The sequence below is a fragment of the Methylobacterium sp. TK26 genome, from assembly GCF_055361565.1.
In genome coordinates, this window is record NZ_CM143965.1 from 2957125 (window position 1) to 2982087 (window position 24963).

The 24963-nt window shown below is 69.9% G+C and carries 28 protein-coding genes; 12 read left to right on the top strand and 16 right to left on the bottom strand.

The features are described from left to right. Window positions 1-4 precede the first annotated feature (4 nt). The 3 genes from ACXJ1Y_RS14380 to ACXJ1Y_RS14390 are packed head-to-tail and all read right to left on the bottom strand — an operon-like array spanning window position 5 to window position 3394. On the bottom strand, window positions 5-952 hold the full coding sequence (locus tag ACXJ1Y_RS14380) for an ABC transporter permease (protein ID WP_463846886.1): 948 nt from the start codon (window positions 950-952) through the stop codon (window positions 5-7). After that, window positions 952-1866, bottom strand: a complete 915-nt coding sequence (locus ACXJ1Y_RS14385; RefSeq protein ID WP_463846887.1) for an ABC transporter permease — start codon at window positions 1864-1866, stop codon at window positions 952-954. Before ACXJ1Y_RS14385 ends, ACXJ1Y_RS14380 begins: the two co-directional genes overlap by 1 nt. A 13-nt stretch (window positions 1867-1879) precedes the next feature. Next, window positions 1880-3394, bottom strand: a complete 1515-nt coding sequence (locus ACXJ1Y_RS14390; RefSeq protein WP_463846888.1) for an ABC transporter substrate-binding protein — start codon at window positions 3392-3394, stop codon at window positions 1880-1882. Window positions 3395-3529: 135 nt separating this feature from the next. Between ACXJ1Y_RS14390 and ACXJ1Y_RS14395 the strand changes: the two genes are divergently transcribed. Then, window positions 3530-4432 carry a LysR family transcriptional regulator gene (locus ACXJ1Y_RS14395; protein ID WP_463846889.1) on the top strand — a complete coding sequence of 301 codons (903 nt, stop codon included), beginning with the start codon at window positions 3530-3532 and terminating at the stop codon, window positions 4430-4432. A gap of 300 nt (window positions 4433-4732) precedes the next feature. Here the strand turns inward: ACXJ1Y_RS14395 and ACXJ1Y_RS14400 are convergent, their stop codons facing one another. Continuing rightward, a complete protein-coding gene (locus tag ACXJ1Y_RS14400) occupies window positions 4733-5233 on the bottom strand; it encodes a thermonuclease family protein (protein WP_463846890.1) in 501 nt (166 codons plus the stop codon). Window positions 5234-5386: 153 nt separating this feature from the next. On the opposite strand from ACXJ1Y_RS14400, the gene ACXJ1Y_RS14405 reads away from it, so the two are divergent. Further along, complete coding sequence (locus tag ACXJ1Y_RS14405) at window positions 5387-5593, top strand: hypothetical protein (protein ID WP_463846891.1); 207 nt, start codon at window positions 5387-5389, stop codon at window positions 5591-5593. A gap of 5 nt (window positions 5594-5598) precedes the next feature. Here ACXJ1Y_RS14405 and ACXJ1Y_RS14410 read toward each other — a convergent pair whose 3' ends face one another. Next, complete coding sequence (locus tag ACXJ1Y_RS14410) at window positions 5599-6264, bottom strand: L,D-transpeptidase (RefSeq protein WP_463846892.1); 666 nt, start codon at window positions 6262-6264, stop codon at window positions 5599-5601. A 113-nt stretch (window positions 6265-6377) separates the two neighbouring features. Between ACXJ1Y_RS14410 and ACXJ1Y_RS14415 the strand changes: the two genes are divergently transcribed. Next, complete coding sequence (locus ACXJ1Y_RS14415) at window positions 6378-6821, top strand: VOC family protein (RefSeq protein WP_463846893.1); 444 nt, start codon at window positions 6378-6380, stop codon at window positions 6819-6821. Between the two features lie 17 nt (window positions 6822-6838). On the opposite strand, the gene ACXJ1Y_RS14420 is transcribed toward ACXJ1Y_RS14415, so the two are convergent. Beyond that, on the bottom strand, window positions 6839-7282 hold the full coding sequence (locus ACXJ1Y_RS14420; protein WP_243953762.1) for a cyclic nucleotide-binding domain-containing protein: 444 nt from the start codon (window positions 7280-7282) through the stop codon (window positions 6839-6841). A gap of 78 nt (window positions 7283-7360) precedes the next feature. On the opposite strand from ACXJ1Y_RS14420, the gene ACXJ1Y_RS14425 reads away from it, so the two are divergent. Next, window positions 7361-8152: a thioredoxin domain-containing protein gene (locus ACXJ1Y_RS14425; protein ID WP_463846894.1), complete on the top strand. Its 792-nt coding sequence runs from the start codon at window positions 7361-7363 to the stop codon at window positions 8150-8152. A 6-nt stretch (window positions 8153-8158) separates the two neighbouring features. Here ACXJ1Y_RS14425 and ACXJ1Y_RS14430 read toward each other — a convergent pair whose 3' ends face one another. Further along, window positions 8159-8356, bottom strand: coding sequence for a hypothetical protein (locus ACXJ1Y_RS14430; protein ID WP_463846895.1), 198 nt, complete (start codon window positions 8354-8356; stop codon window positions 8159-8161). A 190-nt stretch (window positions 8357-8546) separates the two neighbouring features. Here ACXJ1Y_RS14430 and ACXJ1Y_RS14435 point away from each other — a divergent pair, with 190 nt between their 5' ends. Further along, window positions 8547-8735 carry a con-10 family general stress protein gene (locus tag ACXJ1Y_RS14435; protein WP_463846896.1) on the top strand — a complete coding sequence of 63 codons (189 nt, stop codon included), beginning with the start codon at window positions 8547-8549 and terminating at the stop codon, window positions 8733-8735. A 131-nt stretch (window positions 8736-8866) separates the two neighbouring features. Here ACXJ1Y_RS14435 and ACXJ1Y_RS14440 read toward each other — a convergent pair whose 3' ends face one another. Together ACXJ1Y_RS14440 and ACXJ1Y_RS14445 are read right to left on the bottom strand one after the other, a co-directional pair. After that, window positions 8867-9226 (bottom strand): hypothetical protein, encoded by a 360-nt coding sequence (locus ACXJ1Y_RS14440; RefSeq protein ID WP_463846897.1) that lies wholly within the window; start codon window positions 9224-9226, stop codon window positions 8867-8869. A 378-nt stretch (window positions 9227-9604) separates the two neighbouring features. Then, the gene (locus ACXJ1Y_RS14445) at window positions 9605-10408 is read right to left on the bottom strand and encodes a response regulator (protein WP_243953757.1); all 804 of its coding nucleotides are present in this window, start codon (window positions 10406-10408) and stop codon (window positions 9605-9607) included. A 318-nt stretch (window positions 10409-10726) separates the two neighbouring features. Between ACXJ1Y_RS14445 and ACXJ1Y_RS14450 the strand changes: the two genes are divergently transcribed. After that, a complete protein-coding gene (locus ACXJ1Y_RS14450; RefSeq protein WP_463846898.1) occupies window positions 10727-10936 on the top strand; it encodes a NepR family anti-sigma factor in 210 nt (69 codons plus the stop codon). An 87-nt stretch (window positions 10937-11023) separates the two neighbouring features. Here ACXJ1Y_RS14450 and ACXJ1Y_RS14455 read toward each other — a convergent pair whose 3' ends face one another. Next, a complete protein-coding gene (locus tag ACXJ1Y_RS14455; RefSeq protein WP_007568853.1) occupies window positions 11024-11200 on the bottom strand; it encodes a DUF1328 domain-containing protein in 177 nt (58 codons plus the stop codon). Window positions 11201-11392: 192 nt separating this feature from the next. On the opposite strand from ACXJ1Y_RS14455, the gene ACXJ1Y_RS14460 reads away from it, so the two are divergent. From ACXJ1Y_RS14460 to ACXJ1Y_RS14470, 3 genes are all read left to right on the top strand, one after another. Next, window positions 11393-11584 (top strand): hypothetical protein, encoded by a 192-nt coding sequence (locus ACXJ1Y_RS14460; RefSeq protein WP_463846899.1) that lies wholly within the window; start codon window positions 11393-11395, stop codon window positions 11582-11584. Window positions 11585-11774: 190 nt separating this feature from the next. Further along, on the top strand, window positions 11775-12764 hold the full coding sequence (locus ACXJ1Y_RS14465) for a DUF2865 domain-containing protein (protein WP_463846900.1): 990 nt from the start codon (window positions 11775-11777) through the stop codon (window positions 12762-12764). Between the two features lie 42 nt (window positions 12765-12806). Then, entirely contained in the window at window positions 12807-13754 is a 948-nt protein-coding gene (locus ACXJ1Y_RS14470; protein WP_463846901.1) for an MBL fold metallo-hydrolase, read from the top strand. Here ACXJ1Y_RS14470 and ACXJ1Y_RS14475 read toward each other — a convergent pair. After that, window positions 13712-14491 (bottom strand): DUF1499 domain-containing protein, encoded by a 780-nt coding sequence (locus tag ACXJ1Y_RS14475; protein ID WP_463846902.1) that lies wholly within the window; start codon window positions 14489-14491, stop codon window positions 13712-13714. The genes ACXJ1Y_RS14470 and ACXJ1Y_RS14475 overlap by 43 nt on opposite strands. Window positions 14492-14531: 40 nt before the next feature. Next, on the bottom strand, window positions 14532-16352 hold the full coding sequence (locus ACXJ1Y_RS14480; protein WP_463846903.1) for an AsmA family protein: 1821 nt from the start codon (window positions 16350-16352) through the stop codon (window positions 14532-14534). A 264-nt stretch (window positions 16353-16616) separates the two neighbouring features. On the opposite strand from ACXJ1Y_RS14480, the gene ACXJ1Y_RS14485 reads away from it, so the two are divergent. Further along, window positions 16617-17357, top strand: a complete 741-nt coding sequence (locus ACXJ1Y_RS14485) for a CoA transferase subunit A (protein ID WP_463846904.1) — start codon at window positions 16617-16619, stop codon at window positions 17355-17357. Between the two features lie 21 nt (window positions 17358-17378). After that, on the top strand, window positions 17379-18038 hold the full coding sequence (locus ACXJ1Y_RS14490) for a 3-oxoacid CoA-transferase subunit B (RefSeq protein WP_463846905.1): 660 nt from the start codon (window positions 17379-17381) through the stop codon (window positions 18036-18038). Window positions 18039-18087: 49 nt separating this feature from the next. Here the strand turns inward: ACXJ1Y_RS14490 and ACXJ1Y_RS14495 are convergent, their stop codons facing one another. From ACXJ1Y_RS14495 to ACXJ1Y_RS14510, 4 genes are all read right to left on the bottom strand, one after another. Continuing rightward, window positions 18088-18771 carry a metal ABC transporter permease gene (locus ACXJ1Y_RS14495; protein WP_463846906.1) on the bottom strand — a complete coding sequence of 228 codons (684 nt, stop codon included), beginning with the start codon at window positions 18769-18771 and terminating at the stop codon, window positions 18088-18090. A gap of 50 nt (window positions 18772-18821) precedes the next feature. Beyond that, on the bottom strand, window positions 18822-19523 hold the full coding sequence (locus ACXJ1Y_RS14500; RefSeq protein ID WP_463846907.1) for a metal ABC transporter permease: 702 nt from the start codon (window positions 19521-19523) through the stop codon (window positions 18822-18824). A gap of 146 nt (window positions 19524-19669) precedes the next feature. Then, the gene (acnA, locus tag ACXJ1Y_RS14505; protein ID WP_463846908.1) at window positions 19670-22369 is read right to left on the bottom strand and encodes an aconitate hydratase AcnA; all 2700 of its coding nucleotides are present in this window, start codon (window positions 22367-22369) and stop codon (window positions 19670-19672) included. A 253-nt stretch (window positions 22370-22622) separates the two neighbouring features. Beyond that, the gene (locus ACXJ1Y_RS14510; protein ID WP_463846909.1) at window positions 22623-23405 is read right to left on the bottom strand and encodes a tetratricopeptide repeat protein; all 783 of its coding nucleotides are present in this window, start codon (window positions 23403-23405) and stop codon (window positions 22623-22625) included. Between the two features lie 146 nt (window positions 23406-23551). On the opposite strand from ACXJ1Y_RS14510, the gene ACXJ1Y_RS14515 reads away from it, so the two are divergent. Continuing rightward, window positions 23552-24949 (top strand): leucyl aminopeptidase family protein, encoded by a 1398-nt coding sequence (locus ACXJ1Y_RS14515; protein ID WP_463846910.1) that lies wholly within the window; start codon window positions 23552-23554, stop codon window positions 24947-24949. The last annotated feature ends 14 nt before the right edge of the window (window positions 24950-24963 follow it).

The following is a 24963-nucleotide window of genomic DNA, read 5'->3' on the forward strand; positions in this document are numbered from 1 at the left end:
CCCGTCAGTTGCGGCCTTCGGGGGCGGTCACGTCGCGCAGCCCGTCGCCCAGCAGGTTGATGGCGAGGACGAGGACCAGCAGCGCCACGCCGGGGATGGTGATCACCCAGGGCTGGAAGAACATGTACTGCTTGCCCTCGGCGATCATCAGCCCCCACGAGGGCAGCGGCGGCTGCACGCCGAGGCCGAGGAAGGACAGGGCGGCCTCCAGCAGGATGGCGTGGGCCATCTCCAGGGTCGCCACCACGATCAACGCGTTGCCGATGTTGGGCAGGATCTCCTGCAGGACGATCCGCAGGTTCGTGAGGCCCGAGGCGCGGGCGGCGCTGATGAAATCCTGGTTGCGGATCTGCTGCGTGGCCGCGCGGGCGACCACGGCGAACCGGTCCCAGAGCAGGAAGCCCAGCACCAGCACCACCACCTTCAGCGAGCCGCCGACGAGGGAGGCCATGGCGAGCGCCACCAGCACCACCGGCAGGGCGAGGCGGGTTGTGACGACGTAGCTCACCGCCGCATCGACCCGGCCGCCGAAATAGCCGGCGCAGACCCCGAGGAAGGTGCCGATCGCCCCCGAGATCAGCGCCGCCGAGACGCCGATGAGCAGGGAGATCTGGGCCCCGTAGAGGAGGCGGCTGAGATAGTCGCGCCCGAGCTTGTCCGTGCCGAGGATGTGGTCCCACGTCCCCTTGGCGTGCCAGAGCGGCGGGATCAGGCGGCGGGACACGTCCTGCGCGTAGGGATCGTGCGGGGCGACGAGGGGCGCGGCCAGCGCCGCGAGCACGATGAACCCGAGGAGCCCGCCGCCGATCAGGCAGCCGCCGTGGCGCATGAACCGGCCGAGGACGATGGCGCCGGGGGAGCGCGCGGCCGCGGGGATCACGGCGGCGGAGGGGCTGTCCGTGTCCGGCGGCAGAGTGGCGGCGAGGGCCGCCCGGTCGGTGGGCAGGGTCATCACTGGCGAAGCCTCGGATCGAGGAAGGCGTTCAGCAGGTCGGCCGCCAGCGTCAGGGCGATGTAGATCATCGCCAGCACCAGCACGATGGCCTGGACCACGGGGAAGTCGTTGCGGGCGATGGATTCCCAGGCCAGCTGCCCGAGCCCCTGGAGGGAGAACACCGCCTCGATCACGATGGAGCCGCCGAGCATGAAGCCGAACTGCACCGCCGCCAGGGCGATCACCGGGATCACCGCGTTGCGCAGGGCGTGCCGGATGAGGATCTTGCGCGGCGGCAGGCCCTTGGCGCGGGCGGTGCGGACGAAGTCCGAGGACAGGACTTCCAGCATGCCGTTGCGGGTGAGCCGCATCACGGCGGGCATCGCGTAATAGCCGAGCGCCACCGCCGGCAGGACGAAGTGCTTCCACGTCGCGTTGCCCGAGACCGGCAGCCAGCGCAGGTTCACGGAGAAGACGAGGATCAGCGTGAGCCCGAACCAGAAGCTCGGCATCGCCTGCCCCAGCACCGAGACCGACAGGGCGAGCCGGTCGATCCAGGTGTCGCGCCGCACCGCCGCCAGCACACCGAGGGGGATCGCCACCAGCAGCGCCACGGCGAGCGCGATGACGCCGAGATAGAGCGTGATGGGCAGCCGCGCGGCGAGCAGGTCGATCACCCGTTCGCGGAAGTAGAACGAGTTGCCGAAATCGAGGTGCAGGGCCTTCCAGCCCCAGGCCAGGAACTGCGTCAGCAGCGGCTGGTCGAGGCCGTAATCCCGGCGGATCTGCTCGATCTGCGGCCCCGAGGCGTCGGGGCCGGCGATGGAGGTGGCGAGGTCGCCCGAGAGATGAAGGAGCAGGAAGCTCGCCACCGCGACGGTGAAGGCGACGGCGAAGGCGACGAGGATGCGCCTGAGCGTGAAGGCGAGCATGGCGGACGCCCCGCTACTTCCACGACGCCGCGTAGAAGCGCGGCACCTCGTCGGGCTGGGCGGTGAAGGTCAGGTCCGAGGTGAAGGCGTAGTTGGTGGAGTAGGAGAACATCGGCAGGGCATAGGCCTGCGAGGCGATCCGCCCGAGAGCCTTCCCGTAGGCCTCCTTGCGCTTGGCCGGATCGGTCGAGCTGTCGCCGGCCTGGAGGTCGGCGATCACCTCGGGATCCTTGGTCAGGTCCTCCTCGCCACCCCGGAAGTAGACGCCCGCGAAGGCCGAGACGTCGTTCACCGAGAACGAGCCCCAGGTCTGGTAGCCGATGGAGACCTTGCCGGAGCGCAGGGTGTCGCGGAAGGCGGCGTAGCGCAGGTAGTTGAGCCGCGCCTTGATGCCGACCGCGCCGAGATAGCCGATCACCGCCTCGGCGTAGTCCCGCTCCCGGTAGGCGCCGAGATCGATCTCGAACCCGTTCGGGTAGCCGGCGTCCTTCAGCAGGGCCTTGGCCTTGGCCGGGTCGTAGGGATAGCGCATCACGCCCTGATCGACGCAGCCGAACTGGTCGATGAAGCACAGGGCGTTCATCACCCGCGACGAGCCGCGGACGAGGTTGTCGACCATCGCCTTCCGGTCGATGGCATAGGAGATCGCCTGCCGGACGCGGACATCCTTGAGGGGGGAGTTCTCCTTCGCCCGGCCGAGGGTGTCGAACTGGAGGAAGCCGACGCGCATCGTCTCGGAATTGAGGATGGTGATGTTGGGCGCGGCCCGGAGCTGGTCGGCCTGATCGCTCGGCACCCGCCAGATCCAGTCGACGCCGCCGGTCATCAATTCGGCCATCCGGCTCTCCCCATCGGGGATGACCCGGAATTCCAGCTTGCCGATCTTCGGCGTCCCGAGAGGGCTGCCGGCCCAGTATTGCGCGAAGCGCTCCATCTTCACGCCGCGGCCGCTGTCCACGGACACGATCTTGTAGGGGCCGCTGCCGACCGGCGCCTTGGCGAAGCCGTCGAGCCCGACCTTCTTGAAATAGGCCGCCGGGAAGATCGGCGTCGGGCCGGCGAGGTATTCCAGAGCCGCCGGGAACGGCTGCTTCAGGTGGATCCGCACCGAATGCGGGCCTGTGACCTCGGTCGACTTCATCCAGTCGACGTTCTGGCGCGTCACGGTGCGCGCCTCGGGGGTCAGGACATAGTTGAAGGTGAAGGCGACGTCTTCCGGGCCAAGGGCATCGCCGTTGTGGAAGGTAACGCCTTCGCGAATCACCAAGTCGAGGGTCGTATCGTCGACCCATTTCCAACTGGTGGCCAACATCGGCTCGTAGGCGCCGGTCTTGGTGTTGCGGTAGACCAGCGTATCCCAGCAATTGCGGGCGAGGATGACACCTTCCCGTGCGCTGTTATGGTAAGGGCTGACGTTCTCGGGCTCGGAGTCAGACGCATAGACTAACGTGTCGTTCGCTTTTCCTGCGAGTGCGGGACCGGCGAGCAAGCTGGCAAGCAAAGCGGCGACGAGAGTGCGTGGCGGCATACAGTTCTGCTCCACAACTCGGATGGGCCGTCCGCCCATGCCCGTTTTTTCACCTTGCCAGCATGTTGTGCAGGAACCATCGCAACAAGTAGAATTTGGCGATGGATGCCATGCCGAATCGGCAAGGGAGACCGGATGCAGACCACGAGCCTGCGCTACTTCCTGACGGTTGCGCGCACCGGATCCATCACCGCCGCGTCGTCGCAACTGAACGTCGCCGCGTCCGCGATCAGCCGCCAGATCGCCAACCTCGAAGCGGAACTCGACTGCGTGCTGTTCGAGCGGCTGCCGCGCGGCATGGCGCTCAGCCCGGCGGGGGAATTGCTGGCCCGCCACGCCCATCAGGTGCTGGTCCGGGCCGATCAGGTCGTGATGGAGATCCGCGAGATCGAGGGGCTCGCCAGGGGGCGTATCCGGGTCTCGTGCTCGGAGGGCTTCGCCCTCGACATCATCCCCACCGTCATCGCCGAGTTCCACGCGGATTATCCCGGCATCCGCTTCGAGGTGTCGATGCTGCCCCCGGCCCAGGCGACGACCCTCGTCGCGCAGGGCGATTCGGACATCGCCATCACCTTCGCCATGTCCCCGGCCGAGGGGGTCGACGTGCTCTATGACGGCACGGTGGAGATGATCGCTTTGGCCGCCCCGGACCATCCCCTCGCGGGGGCGCCGGAACTCGCGCTCTCGGACATGCCGAACTATCCCCTCGCCCTGCCGACGCGGGACACCACCGTGCGGCTCGTCTTCGATGCCGCCTGCCAAGCGGAGGGGATCGTGGTGGAGCCGGTGCTGACGGCGAACGTGCTCTCGGCACTGCTGCCGTTCGTGCGCCGCTCGCGGGGGCTGGCGCTGATGTCCGCGCTGCCGGTGCAGACTCCCCTGCGGCTGAACGAGATCGTCAGCCTGCCGATTCGCTCGCGCATGCCCCTGTCGCGGCGGATCCAGATCCAGTCGATGCGCGGGCGGCGCCTGCCGCGCTCCGTGCAGACCTTCGTGAGCCGCATCCGCGCGGCGCTTCCGCCCTCGCTGGAGATGTGAGCGCGGAGGCGACATAGGCCGGAAACATGCCCCCGCCACTGTCGCGGATCGGGAGGGTCGGGCGATGCTTCAGGACGATTTCGATAGCACCCGCAACAGGATGATCGACCGGGCGCTGCTCGCGGCCGCCCTGGTCTCGTTCTGCTTCGGCCTCACCGCCATGCTCGCCGGCCTGCTCCGGTGAGCGAGCGCACGACCCGGCGGGCGGACGACACGCGGCGGGCGGCGCTCCTCCTCATGGGCGCGGGCATCGTCCTTCTCGGCCTCGCGCTGGCCCTGGGCGGGCTCCCGTAGGACCGCTCAATTCGTCGCGGGGTCGGCGGTGGCTTCCCGGCGGCGGTGGTCGTGGCGCCAATCGGCCGGGGGCTCGAAGGTGCCGGCCCAGATCCCCTTCCGGGTGGCCCAGGCATGGGCTTCGTGCCGGACATAGGCGGGCGTGACCGCGCGGCTCGCCAGCGCGTAGCCCTGGCTCACGAGCCAGGCCGACAGATCGTCACCGCCGGCCTTGCAGGTCGCGGTGAGGCGGCCCTTCGCATCGGGCTTGTGCGGCTCGCAGGTGACGGGCCCCTCCCCGATGCGCTTGCGCAGGAGCCGGGTGGCCTCGTTCCCACAGGGGTAGGAGCGGCCGGCGGCATTCTCGCAGACTTGCCCCGCCTCGGGGGCGTCGATGCCGTAGAGATGGACGCGGGTGCCGTGCAGATCGAGCGTATCGCCGTCCACCACGGTGGCGGGGCCGGTCAGCGGCTCGGCGAGGCAGGGGGTGCAGCCGAGGAGGGCGAGAGCGAGAACGAATCTCCGCATCAGGGGGTCCAGATCCACAATGTCCTGTCAGGATGTCGATAGAGGCGACGATCCCTGCCGGATGTTTGTGGCATATTTGGTAAAACGTTGACTTAAGATCGCCACGCTCGCCAGAGCGGTGGAACGGGCGCGGGGCGTCCCGGTTGACGCCATATGCGCACCTTCAGCACCCTTGCTTACGGCTTTGCCGCGACGCTCGCCCTCATGGTTGCCGCCGCGCATGTCATCGGCCCGCCGAACCCGGACGACGTTCGGCGCGGGGGTCTGACGGCGGCGACGGTGCTGGGCAGCGACGGATCGCAGGCGGACGCGGCGCGCGGCCCCGCCCGCAGGGCCGCCGACGCCACGCCGTCGAGCTAACCGCTTCAGACGCGCGGCCGGCTGCCGCGCTTGACGATCACGCGGGCCCCGACGGGAACGTGCTCGTACAGGTCGGCCACATCCTCGTTGAGCATGCGCACGCAGCCGGAGGACATCTGCTCGCCGATGCTCCACGGCTCGTTGGTCCCGTGGATGCGGAATAGGATGTCGCGGTTGCCCTGGTAGAGATAGAGCGCCCGCGCCCCGAGGGGGTTGTCGAGCCCGCCCTTGCGGGTACGCGGCAGGTCGGGATGTAGGGAGACCATGGTCGGGGTCGGGCTCCAATCCGGCCAGACGCCCTTGCGGCCGACCCGCGCCTCACCCTTCCACGAGAAGCCCGCCTTACCCACGCCGACCCCGTAGCGGAGCGCCGTGCCGCCCTCCTGCACGAGGAAGAGCTGCCGCTGGTCGATGTCCACGACGATCGTGCCGGGGGCCTCCAGGCCGGTATAGGCGACGGTCTGCCGTCGGTACTTCGGATCGAGGCGGCCGGTATCGACCAGGGGAATGTCGAACGGCTTGTCGGCCTTCGCGCCGATGTACCACGCCGATTCGTCGTCCTGCGCCAGTTGCGACTGACGGGTCTGGCAGGCGCCGAGCGACAGGATGGCCGTCAACGCGAGACAGACCGTCCTGATGCGGCGGCCATTGTTCGGGCGTGGCGCGGCCATGAGGTGCCTTTGCAATCGTGATTTGTCTGCCTAGCCCGATCACGTCCCCACCGATGTAGCTTTTGCGCCGCATCCGGCGCCCTAGATCATCCGGGCCGGTAGGAGGCCCCCCCATGCCCGAGACCCAGACGCAACCGACCGAGACCGTCGAGGCCCCGGTCATGGATCTCCGTCCGGCGATCCACCTCGACCATTGCGTCATCCATGTCAGCGATTGGGAGCGCTCGAACGCCTTCTACCGGGACGTGGTCGGCGCCGAGGTGATCGCGCGGGGCCCCGGCTTCGCTTACCGGTTCGGCGGCGTGCAATTGAATTGCCACGGGCCCGGGGTGACGCCGGAGCCGGTGGCGGCGCAGCCGGTCCTGCCCGGTAACAGCGACCTGTGCTTCCGCTGGTCGGGGAGCATCGAGGAAGCCATGGCCCATCTGGAGGCGGCGGGCGTGCCGGTGGAACTCGGCCCCGTGGAGCGCCACGGCGCGGCGGGGGCCGGGCGGAGCGTCTATTTCCGCGATCCCGACGGATCGCTCCTCGAATTCATCACCTATCCGACGCCATGACGGCGCGGGCGGACGGATCAGCCCCGGCTTTCCGCAAGTGCTTGGTTCGTCTGTTCGAGGCGCGTCGCCAGGACGCGCATCAGCGCGATGCTGATCTGGGGGAACTGCGCCAGCAATTCGAGGAACACGCCCCGGTCGATGCGCAGGGCCGTCACGGCGGTCTCGGCCGTGATCGTCGCGGAGCGCGGCTGGTCCGCCAGGATGCCCATTTCGCCGACCAGCGCGTCGGCGCCCAGCAGCGCGAGGCGCACCGGGCCCGCCGGGCCGTCGATGCTGACCTCCGCGCTGCCTTCCAGGATGACGTAGGCGGCATCCGACACGTCGCCCCGCGCGAAGAAGCGCTGGCCGGGCTCGAAATGCACCCGCTCGCTGGTGAAGGCGAGGAGCTTGAGACGCGCCGGCTCCACTTCCCGGAACAGCGGGACCTGGCGGAGGGACGTAACCTCGGTGTCGAGGGTCATGCGATGCTCCGCGACCGGGAAGACGATCGGACGACGTCTCCTCGCCCGGCCGGTCCATCCATGCGGCTTGTCCGGTCTTTGTCCAGTCCCGTGCGGTTGCTGGCCCTCGCGGCCCTGTTCGCCCTCGCCCCCGGCGGGTTTGCCGAGGCGCGCCTCGCCCGCGCCGAACTCGACCGGGTGGCGCTGGCCCCCGCGCCCGGCGCGCGGGCCCCCCTCGACCTCCCCGTCACCGACGTGCTGACCGGCGAGACGACGCGGCTCGGCGCCGTGCTCGACGGCCGCCCGGCCTTGCTCCTGCCCGTGGACTATACCTGCGGCAATGTCTGCGATCCGATGATCGGACTGTCCGGCGACGCCCTCGCCAAGACCGGCCTCGATCCGAAGGACAGGCGCCTCGTCCTCGTGGGCATCGACCCGAAGGACGACGCGGCCACGGCCAGGGAGAGGATCGCCGCGATCTGGGGCGACCGGCCGGGGCGGCCCGTGACCCTCGTCGCCGATGCGGCCGGCATCACCCGGCTCACCGGAGACCTCGGCTACCGCTACGCCTACGACGCAGCCAGCGACAGCTTCGCGCACCCCGCCGCCGCGCTGCTCCTGACGGGGGACGGGCGTCTCGCCCGCGTCCTGTCACCCCTCGCCCTCGACGGGAAGGATCTGCGCCTCGCCCTCACCGAAGCGGGCGAGGGACAGGTCGGCACCCTCTCCGACCGCCTCGCCCTGCTCTGCTACGGCTACGATGCGGCGAAGGGCGTCTATACGCCGCTGATCGCGCGGATCCTGACGGTGGCCGGGGTGGCGACGATCCTCGCCATCGCCGGCCTGATCCTCGTGCTCATCCGCATTCGCGGGCGGCAGGAAACTGCCTGATCCGCGTCAGCGCTTGGTGGCGAGACCCTGCTTCTGGCCGTCGGGGGCGTCGCGCTTGGCGCTGGCGTTCGGCTGGGGCGAGTCGATCGGGTCCTCGTGGGTCGTCGGACGGGCCGCATCCTCGGGTGCCGGCATGGCCGGAAGGGGCGCCTCGTTCGGGGCGACCGACTTGGCGCCCTCGTTCACCATGTTGCGATTGGTCATCCGCTGAGATCCTGCGCTGCAAAAAAACGGCCAATGCACGTAGGCCGCGATGTAGTCGCCAACGTTTTCGCAAGCGTGGCGGTTGCTGCCAAGCTCAGGTGCGGTTTCCGGCCTAGCTCGCAGGCCTAGCAGGAACCTTGGTTATTGCTGAAGGTTGTTGACGAGTGCAGTGAAGCCTGAGGAGGAACTGATGGCATCCGGAAACTCGACCTCGAAGCGAGGCTTTGCCTCGATGGATATCGAGCGTCAGCGCGAAATCGCGAGCAAGGGCGGTCGCTCCGTTCCGGCCGAGAAGCGCTCGTTCTCGCAGGACCGCGAGCTGGCCTCGAACGCCGGCCGCAAGGGTGGCCAGTCCACGGGGACCGGTCGCGGCGAGTGATGTGTGAAGCGTGAGTTGCGTACGGCGCCGCGTCCCCTGGACCGGCGCCGTTTTCGTATGTGGCATCGTCTCGTGGGCAACAAAAAAGCCCCGCACGAAGCGGGGCTGTTTTTCGTCGGCTTGGGATGCGTTCAGGAGATGCAGCGGCCGGGCACCATCCGCCGGGCCTCGGGGCCGACGAGGGAGCTGAGCGGGGCCTCGCAGCCCTCGCGCTGAAAGCGGCGGAAGGGCTTCACCGGCATCGGGCCGGTGGGGATCTGCATTTCGCTCGCCATCGGACCGCGAATCCCCTTGTCGATCCCCGCGACGCGGGTGGGACTCAGGGCGAGGGAGGCGGGACGCATCCCCGGCAGCACCATCGGCGAGGCCGGGGCCACCACCGGGATGGACGGGGCGAATTGATCGGCCGTGTCGCGGACGACCGGCTGCGCGAGCACGGTGAGCAGAGCCGCCGGGGCACCGATCCCGAGAATGACACCAGACCGCCGCATCACCGTGACCTCACGAGGAGCTTGACAGGATGTTCTGATAACGCCGACTGCGTTATGCGGTTCCTCCACTGTCATGCTTCTTTAACGAGTCAGTATTCGCACTGCGCCGGGGACGGCGTGCGGCGCCGCACCCCCGTTATCCACAGCCTCGCCGTGTGACGCGAAAAACACGTCGCGAATTAAAAAGCGCGGAACCGGGGTGCCGTGGCGCCGTTTTGTCCTCACCCGGCCACTTGGTCCTCCCCGCATTCCCCTTGTGCATCGGCCGGAACCTCTTTGACGGGCTGGAGCGTGCTCCGGCCCGTTTCTTTATGTCCGGACATGAAAAAGCCCCGGCCGGGGCCGGGGCTCTTGCCGAACGGGTGAGGTTCGGGTGGATCAGGCCGACTTGGCCTCGCGGCGCCGGGCGGTCTGCTGGAAGAACAGCGCCTGGCTGATCACCGCCGACACGTTGGCCGGCTGGAAGGGCTTGGCGATGAGGAAGGCCGGCTCGGGACGCTCGCCCGTGAGGAACCGCTCGGGATAGGCGGTGATGAAGATCACCGGCACCTCGAAGGTCTTCAGGAGGTCGTTCACCGCGTCGAGGCCCGACGAGCCGTCCGCCAACTGGATGTCCGCCAGGATGAGGCCCGGACGGTTCTCGCTGTTGGCGATCTTCACCGCCTCGGTGCGGGTACGGGCGACGCCGATCACGTTGTGACCCAGGCCCTCGACCAGCGCCTCGAGATCCATGGCGATGAGCGGCTCGTCCTCGATGATGAGGATGCCGGTCGCCATGTCGGCGGCGAGTTCGCGCCCGGCCTCATCCACGAGGTCGCGGACCTCGGCGACATCCACGCCCAGGATCGTCGCGGCATCCTCTTCCGAGAAGCCTTCGAGGCACGAGAGCAGGAAGGCCTGCCGGGGCAGCGGCGTGATCTGGCCGAGGCGAACCTCCGCCGGGAGATCGTGCTGCACCTGCTCGCTGCGGCCGTTCACCGAGAGCGAGTTCCAGATCCGGGTGAAGACGCGGAACAGGTCCGCCTTGATGTTGGTGCTGCGCCCGAGCGTATCGGGCTCGTTGACCAAGGTCTCCAGGGTCGCCGCCACGTAGGCATCACCCGCCACCTGGCTGCCGGTCAGCGCACGCGCATAGCGGCGCAGATACGGCAGATGCTGCACCACGAGTTGCGATGTCGACATTCGTTCTACCTGTGCCTCGCCATTGATCGCCGACCCCCGTCCCACCGCACTGGGTCGGAAAGGTGCCCGGACCGTGGCAATTTAGATCCTTGGCCTCCCGCCCAACGCGGGGACCGCAGCTCCGTTCCGCACAAAGCGGAACCGAACTGCAGAGCGGACGTTGCCGCCGAAGCCATGACGCAACTCGAGCCGCAGCACAATGTGGCCGTGTGCGAGCATGCAACAAGGGGCGCTCGGATGACGGTGGAGAGATCGGGAGAGGATCTCCGAAACGAGATGTCCGTCGCCCGAGCCAGTGGCGAGACGGTTGAAGGTGACATGTTGACCGAGAGACCGGAACACGAAGACCCTCAGGACCAAGCCGGCGAGCGGGAACCGCGCAGGGCGGCGACGCTCTCGCCGCAGATCCGTGACCGCATCGCGCTGCAGTTGCGCTCGATGTACGATTCCGTCGCGACCCAGCCGGTGCCGGATCGGTTCGCCGACCTGATCGCCCGCCTCGATGCCAACGACCGAGAACCGGGCTGATCTTTTTTCTCGTTTGTTCGTCCCGAAACGAAATGGGCCGCTCCGATGGAGCGGCCCTTTCCGTTTAATCGCCGGGGCGACCCGTCGTTACAGTGTCGGCGAACGGCCGCGCATCAGGCCAACGACGGCCGAGATGGCGAAGAGAACGATCGCGACGAAGAAGACGAGCTTCGCAGCTTCCATTGCGGTGCCGGCAATACCGCCGAACCCGAGCAGAGCGGCCACGAGGGCGACGACGAGGAAAGTGACGGCCCAACCAAGCATCTCGAAGATCCTTCTAAAGCTTCGGCACGTCCGAACGTCCGTGCTGTCATTGCCTTCAAAACGCCAAGTTTCAGCTACGGTTCCCGTGCTTGGAGCCATTGTGTCGCAACGTGACGTGCATAACCTATTGAGGAACAGTCGGCAGCGGACGGCGTTCGTGAGAGGGTCAAGGACGCCTTCGCGAGGTGAGCGATGCCGGATTTCGGGTTCACGACTGCACGCAAGGCGCGCACCTCAGGGTTCGGCGCCGTGAAGACGCGCCTGTCCGGCCTCGGCAAGGCGATGGCCGACCTCGTGGACAGCATCGTGCGCGGCCTCGCGCCGCCGCCCGTGCTCCAGCCGATCCCCGTCCGCGTGAGCGACCGGCGCCGGGTCCGCAACTGAGCCCCGACATCCTGATGCGAAGACAGTCTTTGAGAATATCCGTCGGCTGAAGTCAGTCATGGCACGGCGCACGAGCGTCGGATTTCGGGACATCCCACGAGGAATGCTCTTCATCCGTTGTTTACCTCTGTTGCCCGGCGGCGTCCTGCGCGCCTGAGTCGCGGCATATTGCGCGCGGCGAGGGACGATCGTGTTGCAGCTCTTGGGGGGACGCCGCCTCGTCACGGCGCTCGCCGCCGGCATCGCCTCGGGAGGTAGCCGCCGCAGGATGCTCGGCACGGCCCTCGCCGGGCTGATCCTCGGTCTCGGTTCGGTCGCGGTGGGCAGCACCTTCGTCCAGGCCTCGGAGCGGGATGGGATCGCCGGCTTCTTCGAGATGCTGTTTGGGGGCAGCGCCCGGCGTCAGGCCGCATTGCGCCCCCCGCCCCAGCCGACCCGCTACAACGCCCTGCCGCGCCCGAGGCTCGACCGCATCCCGAAGCGCGTCGTGCACACGCCGCGCCCGGAATCCTTCCGCTACGCCACGGGGGAGCGCCGCCGTGCCGTGAAGCGGAACGAGGTCGCGGCCCTGTCGTCCGGCCGGAGCGGCGACACCACCGTCTGCGTGCGCCGCTGCGACGGCTACCTGTTCCCCCTCGGCGCCCTGCACGACAGGGCCGACCTGCCGCTGCACCGGAGCGCCTGCGCCGCCGCCTGCCCGAACGCGGCGACGGAGGTCTTCACCCTCGCCGCCGGCGATGCGGAACTGGAGCACGCCGTCGGCCCGAACGGCATGCCCTACCGCGCCTCGGCGCTCGCCAACGTCTACCAGCAGCGGCGGGTGACGGATTGCTCCTGCCAGCCCCTCGGCAAGGCGGTTCACGCCGCCCTCGAAGCCGACACGACCCTGCGCCCCGGCGACATCGTCGCCACGGGCACGAGCGCGCAGGTCGTCACCCGCGTCCGTGCCGGCCGGGTCGATATGCGCGACTACCGCCGGGCCGCCATCGGCCGGGGCGAGATGCGGGCCATCGAGGCGCGGGTCGGCACGATCCGCCGCGAGGCCGCCGCCCGCAGCTTCCGCCAGCAACTCCGCGCCGCCGAGCCCACGCCCATCGTGCAGGTGGCCGGCGCGGGGGACATCGCCCTGGCGGCGTCCCCGGCGCTTCGCGTCGTCGCGCCCTCGCCCTACCGCCGCTGACGCCCGGTCTCGCCTCCGCGCGAAATGCGCTAGATGCGGGCCATGGCAGAGAGCGACGACACCACCCCCGCCCTGAATCCGGCCATGCCGGAGCCGGGACGCCTCGACGCGGTCGCGCCGCTGATCCGGCGGCGGGTCGCGGGCAATCGCGGGCCGTTCACGGCCACGGGCACCTGCACCTACGTCGTCGGGCAGGGCCGGGTGGCGGTGATCGACCCCGGCCCCGACGAGGCCGCCCATCTCGACAGGCTCCTCGCCGACCTGTCGGGCGAGACCGTCGAGGCGATCCTCGTCACGCATACGCATAAGGATCATTCGCCCGGCGCGCGAAGGCTGCAGGAGGCGACGGGCGCGCCGATCCTCGGCTGCGGCCCGCACCGCGCGGCGCGGCCCCTGGGCGAGGGTGAGATCCCAGCCCTCGACGCCAGCGCCGACCGCGAACACCGCCCCGACCGGGAACTGCGCGAGGGCGAGTCCGTCGCCGGGCCGGGCTGGACGCTGACGGCGATCGAGACCCCCGGCCACACGATGAACCACCTCGCCTTCGCCTTCCCGGAGGCGGATGCGCTGTTCTCGGGCGATCACGTCATGGCGTGGTCCACCACGGTGGTCGCGCCGCCGGACGGGCAGATGCGCGCGTACATGGAGTCCCTCGACAAGCTGCGCGGACGCGGCGAGGCGGTCTACTGGCCCGGCCATGGCGGGCCGGTGCGCGAGCCCGCCCGCTTCGTGCGCGGCCTCGCCGGGCATCGCCGCCAGCGCGAGGCCGGCATCCGCGCCCGCCTCGCCGCCGGGGACGAGCACGTCGCCGCCATCGTGGCGGCGATCTATCAGGGGCTCGATCCGCGCCTGCGCGGGGCGGCGGCGCTCTCGGTCTTCGCCCATCTGGAGGATCTGGTGTCGCGCGGGCTCGTGGAATGCGAGGGCCCGCCCCTCCTGAACAGCCGCTACTTCGTGGCGAGGGCGAGGTTGGACACGTCGTCGAGATAGGCGCGGATGCGGTCGGCATTGCCGCCGAAGTCGCGTGCTCCGAGCCGGGAGGCCGAGCGCACGTCGATCCGCGCCCCGTCGGCGCGGGGGCGCACCCGCACGGTCACGTCGTCGGGCAGGTTGAGCACGAGCCCGCGGGCGATGGCGTCGATGCGCCCCTGCCCCATCCGTCCGCCGGGGCGGATCGCCTCCACGATCTGCCACTTCCGCTTCAGGGCCGCCTGCCGGGCGAGTTCGAACGCTTGGTCGGCGTCGATGTCGAGGGTGAGCGGCGCGATCTGCGGATAGGCCTTGCGCTGGGTCTCCCGCGCGGCGCGGGGCGGCTCGGGCGGGATGCGCCCGTCCCGCGCGGCGAAGGCGACGCGGGAGCGCGAGAAGGCCGGCGGCGAATCCGGATCGGTGGAGATGTCGGACAGGGCGGGCAACCGCGCCCCGCGCAGGCCCGCATAGGCCGGGTAGGCCAGCACGAGCAGGGCGAGGAACAGCCCGCCCAGGGCCGCGCCGAGACCCCGCGCGCCCTCCCGCCAGACCCGGACGAAGGCGAAGGCCGCAGCCAGGATCGCCAGGATTGCCACGGACAGCCCCGCCGCCAGGGCGACGAGGGCGGCGGACACGTCGGCGCGCGGATCGCGCACGACGAGAAGCGCGATTCCCGTCGCGAGGAGCGAGAAGACCGCGAGGTGCCGGGCCAGGGGGCCGGCACGGGTAACGGGGTCCTCGACGAGCAGGCGGCGCATGGCTCTCCCATACCCGGCGGCGGCCCCGTCTGCCAGACGGCTAAGGCGCGTAGGCGCGGATATCGACCGGCAGGCCGAGCGCGGCCGGCACCTGCAGGATGCCCCGCATCCGCGCGAAGGTGGAGGTCTGCCCCCCCGGATCCTCCGCATCGCCGCGCTGCGCCTCGGTGGTCAGGGCGTCCCACGGCCCGGCGATGGCGATGCGCACCGTGCGGGCGCCGTCGAGCGACGGACGCGGGGCGAGCAGCGCCATCATGTCCAGGCGCTGGCCCGGCAGCGAGACCTGCCCCCGCAGGGTCGCGGCGACGCCCGCGCCGCGCAGATCCGCTTCCGTGATCTCGCCGATCCCGTCCGCGAAGCGCACGGCGATCATGGCCTTGTCGAAGCCGGTGCGTCCGTTCCGCCGGGCGAGCGCCCCCGGCGCGAGGCCGCCGTTGCGGTGGATGACGTCCGAAAGGTCGAGCCCGGAGAGCGCGCCGCCCTCGATGGAGACGCTCGCCTTGCCGCCGATCCCGGCGACCAGCGACGCCACGTCCTTACCGTGGCTCTCCAGGGTGAATTGCCCCTGGAGCGGCCCCGTCACCCAGCGGGTGCCGCCGAGGTCGCTCATCAGCCCGCCGAGATCGACCTGATCGAGCCCGCCCTGGGCCTTCATCTCGGTCTCGGCCGGATCGGCGCCCCGGGCGAGGGTGAGCCGGCCCTTCAGGATCCCGTCCTTCAGCCGGGCGCGGTTGACCGCGACTTCCACGGCCGCATCGCGCACGAGGACGCTGGCGGCGAGGTCCCCCAGGACGAGGGGGCCGACCTGCCCCTCGGAGGCCGACATGCGCAGGTCGAGGTCGCCCCGGCTGAGGGGGGCGAGGGCCACGGGGGCGCGGCCATCCGCGAACAGCTTCACCAGGGCGCCGGCCAGGGGCGCGAGATCGAGCCGGTCGGCGGCGAGCGTCGCCTGGACCGAGAGGCGCGGCGCATCTCCGCTGCCGAGGGAGAAGGCGCCCGCCCCCTCCATCACCGTGCTGCCGGTCCCGATCCGCAGGACCGGCCAGGAGACCGCCCGGCCCTGCGCCTCGAACGCCCCTTCCAGGCTGAAGGCGCTGGTGAGCGGGGCGAGCGGCGCGTCGCGGCCGAGCCACGCCAGGGTCTCCGGCAGGGAGGTCGTCTCGAACCGGGCGCGGCCGGAGAGGGACGGCGAGCCCGCCGCCTCGGCGGGTAGCAGCGCCGTGCCATCGAGGCTGAGCCCCCCGCCCGGCCACGTCGCCTCGGCGACGAACGGGCTGCGGTGGCCGTCGATGAGGTCGGAGGGGCGCAGGCGCGACAGCGACAGCCGGGCCGGCATGCCGCGCCATGTCAGGCGGGCCGTGGCCGCGACGGTGCCGCTCCAGAACGGCCACGCGATGTCGAGGTCGAGGCCGCGCACCTCGTCGCCCGCGCCGACATCAGCCCCGGTGACGGTGACGCGGGGCGGGCGCTGTCCGCCGCCGACGCCTTCGCGGATGCGCGTGAGCGGGTTCGCCCAGGCGGCCCGCTCGGCGGAGAGCCGCCCGCCCTCGAAGCGCAGCCCGCCGATGGGCGGGCGGCCGGTGACGAGGCCGAGCGGGTCGATGTCGGCGGTGAGGTGGGCGTTGTCGATCAGGGTCGGCCCGCTCGCATCCGCGATGCGCACCTCACCGAGCGAGACGGAGGGGAACGGCAGCAGCCGGAAGGAGGCGGGGCCGGAGGCCGTCAGGGTCAGCCCGTAGGCCGCGAGCGGCCGGTCCGCGAAGGCGACCGCCCGGTCCGTCCGCATCGGCCAGTCACGCAGGCCGAGCCCGGCGACCACGAGGGCGCCGATGGCGAGAAGGATGGTCGGGCGGCGCGACATCGGGCTCCGGAGGGGCCGCGCCGCGACGCGGCGAGAGAGCCGGCGCGGCCCGGCAGGGCTCGTCGAGTATCCAAGCCCTTAACGGTTTCCGAAGCTTTTGTCTGCCCGCGCCCCTCCAACCCTAAGGGAACCTGTGATTCCCGTGTGTAACGGATCGGCCGCGCTGCCGCTCCGGGCACTGGACCCGGGGCCCGGAATGGGGAAGAGCAGGCCCGGATCATGCTTACCGGCTCGGCAGAAGCCGACGGGAGGAAGGACGGTTCGATGCGGAAGGTCTTTAAGGGTCCGACGGAGGCGCTCGCCGGTCTCCTGCGCGACGACATGATGATCATGTGCGGCGGCTTCGGCCTGTGCGGCATCCCCGACGAGCTGATCGACGCCGTGCAGGCGTCGGGCGTGAAGGGCCTCACCATCGTCTCCAACAATGCTGGAATCGACGGCGTCGGCCTCGGCAAGCTCCTGGAGACCCGTCAGGTCGCGAAGATGATCTCGTCCTACGTGGGCGAGAACAAGGAATTCGCCCGCCAGTATCTCGGCGGCGAGTTGGAGATCGAGTTCAACCCGCAGGGGACGCTCGCCGAGCGCATCCGCGCGGGGGGCGCCGGCATCCCGGCCTTCTTCACCAAGACCGGCTTCGGCACCAAGGTGGCCGAGGGCAAGGAGACACGCCAGTTCGACGGCGAGGATTACGTGATGGAGCGCGGCCTGTTCGCCGACATCGCCCTGGTCCACGCCCATACCGGCGACACCGAGGGCAACCTCCGCTACCGGATGACCGCGCGCAACTTCAACCCGATGATGGCGACCGCCGCGAAAGTCACCATCGCGCAGGTCGAGAACCTCGTGCAGCCCGGCGCCATCGACCCGGACACGATCCACACGCCCGGCATCTTCGTGAAGCGGATCATCGCCGTGAACACCGGCGAGAAGCGCATCGAGCAGCGCACCACCCGCAAGCGCAACGACGCGACCCCGGCCGCCGCGGCCGGCGGCGGCACGCACTGATCGAGGGAGAGGAGACCGCACATGGCCTGGACCCGCGAGCAGATGGCGGCGCGCGCCGCCAAGGAGCTGGAAGACGGCTTCTACGTGAATCTCGGCATCGGCATCCCGACGCTGGTGTCGAACTACATCCCCGACGGCATGTCGGTGCAGCTGCAATCCGAGAACGGCATGCTCGGCATGGGCCCCTTCCCCTACGAGGGTGAGGAGGACCCGGACCTCATCAACGCCGGCAAGCAGACGATCACCGCCCTGCCGACGACGAGCTACTTCTCGTCCTCGGATTCCTTCGGGATGATCCGGGGTGGGCACATCAACCTGTCGATCCTCGGCGCCATGCAGGTGGCCCAGAACGGCGACCTCGCCAACTGGATGATCCCCGGCAAGATGGTGAAGGGCATGGGCGGCGCCATGGACCTCGTGGCCGGCGTCAAGCGGGTCGTGGTGGTGATGGAGCACGTCGCCAAGAACAAGGACGGGACCGAGAGCGCGAAGCTCCTCAAGGCTTGCGACCTGCCGCTCACCGGCACGCATGTGGTCGATCTGGTGATCACCGACCTCGGCGTCTTCACCATCGACAAGAAGGGCGATGGCGGCATGACCCTGATCGAACTCGCCGACGGCGTCAGCGAGGAGGACATCCGCGCCAAGACGGAAGGCGACTACACGGTCGCGCTGAAATAGCAGCCGGAAGGCCCTCTCCCCGCGCGCGGGGAGAGGGTGAACCGCCGGATTACATGGGCGGGGTCAGGCCGTCCTTGCCGACCGCCACGAGCTTGCCGTTGGCCTTGCCGCCGTCCTTGTCGACCACCGCGAACACCTTCGCGCCCGGCTTGAGGACGCTGGCGTCCGCCGGCTCGAAGGCTACGATCGGGGCCGAGGACGGGACGACGATCTGCTTCGAGCCGTCCTTGTCGTAAGTGACCGTGAGCGTCCGCTCACCGCCGGCCGCCGGCTTGTCCGCCTTCACGGTGCCGTTGGTCATCGCGCTCTTCACCTTCGGGCCGCCGGAGGTCTCGGCCTTCACGGTGCCGTTGGTCATCGCACTCTTCACCTTGGCGCCGCCCGTGGCGGTGTGGTCGGTGATGGCGTCCCAGCCGTAATGGCCCTCGGCCGTGCCGCGCATCGAATCGGGGAACAGCACCACTTCGAGGGCGGTCATCGGGTTCTCGCCCTTGGTGGCGGTGCCGATGAAGGTGCCTTCCTTGATCTGGTCCAGGCTCGACGGGACCACGGACACGACCTTGGCGCCGGTGAGCGCGATGGTCTCGGTGCCGCCGGCCTCGGTCTTGAGGGTGACGGAGCTGGCGTCGGCCTTGTCGATCGTGCCGCGGACGCGCTCGAGGGCCGAGGCCCCGGTGATGCCGGCCAGGGTGACGATGCCGGCGGCGGCGAGGCGAAGAGAGACGAGTGTCATGGGTAATGGGCTCCGGTGAAAGGGATCGGGGGTTTGGGGGACCGAACCGGTCACATCGGCGGGGTCAGGCCGTCCTTGCCGACGGCGACGCGGGTCGCGGTGAGGGTGCCGTCGGTGCGGGTGGCGACCACGAACACCTTCGCGCCCTTGCCGAGAGCGTTTCGCCCTGTGGGCTCGAAGGTTACGACCGGCGCGGACGGGGGCACGAGGATCGTGCTCGACTGGCCGCCGTAATTGACGGTCAGCGTCTTGGCGCCGTCCTTCCCGGCCTCGGCCTTCACCGTGCCGTTGGTCATGGCGCTCTTGACCTTCGGGTGAGCGGTGCTCCCCGTGGTCTCGGCCTTCACGGTGCCGTTGGTCATGGCGCTCTTCACCTTGGCGCCGCCGGCCGCCGTGGTGTCGGCGATCTCATCCCAGGGGTATTGTCCCTCGCCGGTGCCGCGCATGGCCTCGGGGAACAGCACCACTTCGAGGGCCGTCATCGGGTTCTCGCCCTTGGTGGCGGTGCCGATGAAGGTGCCTTCCTTGATCTGGTCCAGGCTCGCCGGGATCACCCACGACACCTTGGCGTCGTCCGCCAGCGCCACGCGCTCGGTCTTGCCGTCGCGGGTCGTCAGGGTGAGGGCGTTCGGCTCGACCGACTCGATCGTACCCCGCAAACGCTCGGGCGGGGCGGCCTGGGCGATGGCCGTGAGGCCAAAGAACCCGGCGACGGCGATGCCGGCAAGCGTTGTCCTCGCGAATGACGTCATGAATCATGTCCTGGCTGCGGGACCAGAACATGGGGCGCGTCCGAACGGCGACAAGCTTGCGCACGATTGATCTGCCGGCCACCGTCACGGCACGAAAAAGGGGCGGCGCCAGCGGCACCGCCCCCTTCATCGTGTCCGGTTGCGCCTTACGCCGCGAGCGAGCGCAGCACGTAAGGCAGGATGCCGCCGTTGCGGAAGTATTCAAGCTCGTCGAGCGTATCGATGCGGCAGGTCAGCGGGACCTGCTTCACCGAACCGTCCGACGACTTGATCTCGGCGGTCAGGGTCTGGCGCGGCTTCAATTCGCCCGACAGGCCCTTGATGGTGACGGTCTCGTCGCCCTTGAGGCCCAGCGAATCCCAGCTCGTGTCGCCCTGGAAGACCAGGGGGACCACCCCCATCCCGACGAGGTTCGAGCGGTGGATACGCTCGAAGCTCTCGGCAATGACGGCGCGGATGCCGAGCAGCTTGGTGCCCTTGGCCGCCCAGTCACGCGAGGAACCGGTGCCGTATTCCTTGCCGGCGAAGACGACCAGCGGCGTACCCTCGGCGGCGTATTTCTGCGCCGCGTCGTAGATGAACATCTTCTCGCCGGTGGGCTGGTAGAGGGTGTAGCCGCCCTCGACCACGTTGCCCGACGGATCGCGGACCATCTGGTTCTTGATGCGGATGTTGGCGAAGGTGCCCCGCATCATCACCTCGTGGTTGCCGCGCCGCGTGCCGTACTGGTTGAAGTCCTGCACCCGCACCTGATGCGATTGCAGGTATTCACCGGCCGGCGAGGCCGCGCGGATGTTGCCGGCGGGCGAGATGTGGTCCGTCGTGATCGAGTCGAGGAACAGGCCGAGGATGCGCGCATCCTCGATGTCCGTGACCGGCGCCGGGGTCTTCTGCATGCCGACGAAGTAGGGCGGGTTCTGCACGTAGGTCGAGCCGCCGTTCCAGGCGAAGGTCTCGGCCTCCGTCACCTCGACGCCCTTCCAGTTGTCGTCGCCGCCGAACACGTCGGCGTAGCGGCTCTTGAACAGCTCGGACGAGATGGTCTTCTCGATGAAGCCCTGGATCTCGGCGGCCGAGGGCCAGATGTCCTTGAGGTAGACCGGCTGACCGTCCGACCCCGTGCCCAGCGGCTCCTTGGTCAGGTCGATCTGCATCGAGCCGGCCAGCGCGTAGGCGACGACCAGCGGCGGCGAGGCGAGGTAGTTCGCCCGGACGTCCGGGTTCACCCGGCCCTCGAAGTTGCGGTTGCCCGAGAGCACGGCGGCGGCCACGACGTCGTTGTCGTTGATCGCCTTCGAGACGGCCGCCGGCAGCGGGCCGGAATTGCCGATGCAGGTGGTGCAGCCGAAGCCGACGAGGTTGAAGCCGAGCGCGTCCAGGCTGTCCTGAAGGCCCGCCTTCTCGAGATACTCGGCCACGACCTGCGAACCGGGCGCGAGGGAGGTCTTCACCCACGGCTTGGAGCGCAGGCCCTTGGCGACCGCGTTGCGGGCGAGCAGGCCGGCGCCGATCATCACGCTCGGGTTCGAGGTGTTGGTGCAGGAGGTGATCGCCGCGATCACCACGTCACCGTGGCCGATGTCGAAGTTGGTGCCCTCGACCGGGAAGCGGCCGGAGATGTCGCCGCCCTTCTTGAACTCGCTCTGCATCGAGCCGGCGAAGCCGGTCTTGGCGTCGGTGAGCAGCACCCGATCCTGCGGGCGCTTCGGGCCGGCAAGCGAGGGCTGCACCGTGCCCATGTCGAGTTCGAGGGTGTCGGTGAAGACCGGGTCCGGGGTCTGCGCGTCGCGCCACATGCCCTGCGCCTTGGCGTAGGCTTCCACGAGGGCGATCCGGTCGTCGGCCCGGCCGGTGACCTTCAGGAAGTCGATGGTCTTCTGGTCGATCGGGAAGAAGCCGCAGGTGGCGCCGTATTCCGGGGCCATGTTGGAGATGGTGGCCCGGTCGGCGACCGCCATGTCGTCGAGGCCGGGGCCGTAGAACTCCACGAACTTGCCGACCACGCCCTTCTTGCGCAGCATCTGCGTAACGGTGAGCACGAGATCGGTGGCGGTGGTGCCCTCGGGCAGCTTGCCCGACAGCTTGAAGCCGACGACCTCGGGGATCAGCATGGAGAGCGGCTGGCCGAGCATGGCCGCCTCGGCCTCGATGCCGCCGACGCCCCAGCCGAGCACGGCGAGGCCATTCACCATCGTGGTGTGCGAATCGGTGCCGACGAGGGAGTCGGGGTAGGCGATCTCTTCCCCGCCTTCCGTCTTCGTCCAGACCGTCTGCGACAGGTATTCGAGGTTCACCTGATGGCAGATGCCGGTGCCCGGGGGCACGACGGAGAAGTTGTCGAAGGCCGACTGGCCCCACTTCAGGAAGGTGTAGCGCTCGCCGTTGCGGGCGTATTCGAGGGCGACGTTCTCGCCCAGCGCCTTCGGGGTGCCGAACTCATCGACGATGACCGAGTGGTCGATCACGAGGTCCACGGGCACCAGCGGGTTGATCTTCTGCGGGTCGCCGCCGAGCGCCACCATCGCGTCGCGCATCGCGGCGAGGTCGACCACCGCCGGCACGCCGGTGAAGTCCTGCATCAGCACCCGGCTCGGGCGGAAGGCGATCTCGACCTCGGCCTTGCCCTTCTGCTCCAGCCAGCCCACGGCGGCGGCCACATCGGCCTTCTTGACCGAGCGGTCGTCCTCGAAGCGCAGGAGGTTCTCCAGGATCACCTTCATGGAGAAGGGCAACGCGGTGGCGGAGGCGAGGCCGTTCTTCTCGGCTTCGGGGATCGAATAATAGGTGTAGGTCTTGCCCCCGGCGCTCAGCGTCTGGCGGGCCTTGAAGCTATCGAGAGATGCCACGGCTGGTCGTATCCTCGCTGCGAATTGATCGAACACGCGCAGGCATAACCCGCGCCACGACGGTGTTCGGCCTGTGTAGCGCCCGACGGGCGCGCGCCGCCCCGGGAGTGCCCGGATCGAACGGTGCGCGGGGGGCGATTTGGACGCCCTGAATGCCGCGCGGCGCAGCCGTGGCCCGTATAGAACGTTTCGAATGTGCCCGCTACCGGGGCATGGTGACAGGCGCGGGAGGGTGTTCGTGCGGCGCGGGGCTTCAGCCCCGCTGCGCCTTCGCCAAGCCTTCCTTGAACTTGTTCGGCTGGGCGGCGAGGCGGCGAAGGGCCGCGACGTTGGCGGTGGCTTCCTCGGGGCCCATGTCCTCGCGAAGCACCGTCTCGGCCTCGGCGTAGCGCCCCTTGAGGCCCAGCACGAGGGCGAGGTTCGCCCGCATCTTCGAGTCGGCCCCGGGCAGGGAGACGGCGAGGCGCATCGTCTCCTCGGCCTTGTCGAGGTCGCGCGACAGCGCATAGGACAGCCCGAGATTCGACAGGAGCGAGGGCTCGTTCGGACGGATCTTCAGCGCGGCCTCGTAGAAGCCCTGCGCGCGGGCTTGATCGCCCATCTGCGCCGACGCCGAGCCCTCGGCCGAGAGGATCCGCCAATCGGGATTGGCCGGGGTGTGGGCGTTGGAGAGGACGTCCAGCGCGTCGCGGTAGCGCCCGGCCTCCACGAGCGACTTGCCGTAGGCGCCGAGGATCACCGTATCCTTCGGGTTGCGCAGGGCGGCCTGCTGCAGGACGGCGCTCGCCTGGGTGATCTGGTCCGTGGCCCGCAGGGCGCGGGCGTAGCGGAAGGCGGTGCGGGCATCGCCCGGATTGGCCTTGTAGGCCTCCGCGAGGCCGTCGAGATCGCGGCGGGCCGAGGCGGCGGCGGCGGCGGTGGGGCTCACGGCGCCGAGGGAGCCCGTGGTCTCGGGACCGTCGGTGTTGCAGGCGCCGAGCGCGAGGGCGATGGCGAGGACGGCGAACCCGCGACGGGCATTCGAGGCCGAGATCATCTTACGCTCCGCACGCACTCGGACGACGGCGGCCCGGATCGAGCGGACCGCGCTTCTCCGTCCCGTCGTGGCGGTGATAGACCGTTAAGCCTAATCCGGGGTTAAGGGCGCGGCGGGCGCCCGGCCGACACAGCGTGCGAGGGTCCATGAGTCATTCCGCAGCGGCGCAGACCAGCTCCATCGCCGAGCTTCTGCCGGCCGACACGCCCGCCATCGGCGTGACCTGCCTGCGCGCGAGCGGCTGGGAGGACGGCCTGACCGCGACCGAGCGGGCCTTCGCCTGGGCGACGGGCTTCACCGCCAAGGCCGGCAGCCTCGCCTACCTGCCGGCGGCGGACGGGAGCCTGTCGCGGGTGCTGTTCGGCCTCGGCGACCCGGACGCACCGGGCGCGGACCCACTGATCGCCGGGCGCCTGCCCACGATGCTCCCGGTGGGCGCCTATCACCTCGACGACGCGCCGGACCCCACCACCGCGACCCTGGCGTGGCTCCTCGGCAGCTACCGCTTCGACCGATACCGCAAGGGCGACGGGGCGAAGGCCGGCCTCGTGACGCCGCACGGCGTCGACGGGGCGGAGGTGACGCGCATCGCCAGGGCGGTGGCCCTGGGCCGCGACCTCGTGAACACCCCGGCCAACGATCTCGGCCCGGCCGAGATCGAGGCCGCCGCCCGCGCCCTCGCGGAGCGTCACGGCGCGGCGATCCGCGTGGTGCAGGGCGACGAGCTGGCGCGGGAATTTCCGCTGATCCAGGCCGTGGGCGAGGCGGCGACGCGCCCTCCCCGCCTCATCGACCTGACCTGGGGGAAGGAGGATGCGCCGCGCGTGACGCTGGTCGGCAAGGGCGTGGCCTTCGACACGGGCGGGCTCGACATCAAGCCCTCCGCGGCCATGCTCCTGATGAAGAAGGACATGGGCGGCTCCGCCGTCGCCCTGGCGACGGCGGACATGGTGATGGGCGCGGGGCTGAACCTGCGCCTGCGCCTGCTGATCCCGGCGGTGGAGAACGCGGTGGCGGGCAACGCCTTCCGCCCCGGCGACGTGCTGCGCAGCCGTGCCGGCCTCACGGTAGAGATCGGCAACACCGACGCCGAGGGCCGCCTGATCCTCGCCGACGCCCTGGCGCTGGCGGATGCGGAGGCGCCCGACCTGATCCTCGACTTCTCGACCCTGACCGGCGCAGCCCGCGTCGCCCTGGGGCCCGACCTGCCGGCCTTCTTCACCGAGGACGAGGCCCTGGCGCAGGAGGTGGCGCAGGCCGGCGCGCGGGCGATCGACCCGATCTGGCGGATGCCCCTGCACCAGCCCTACGCGTCGATGCTCGATTCGAGGGTGGCCGACCTGAACAACGTCTCGAACGGCCCCTTCGCCGGGGCGATCACGGCGGCCCTGTTCCTGCGCCGCTTCGCCCCCAAGACGAAGCGGCACGGCCATTTCGACCTCTACGGCTGGAACCCCTCGTCCAAACCCGCCCGTCCCGAAGGCGGCGAGGTGCAGACCGCGCGGCTGGCCTACGCGCTGCTGAAGGGGCTTTATGGGGGGTGAAGCGGGCACGCCCC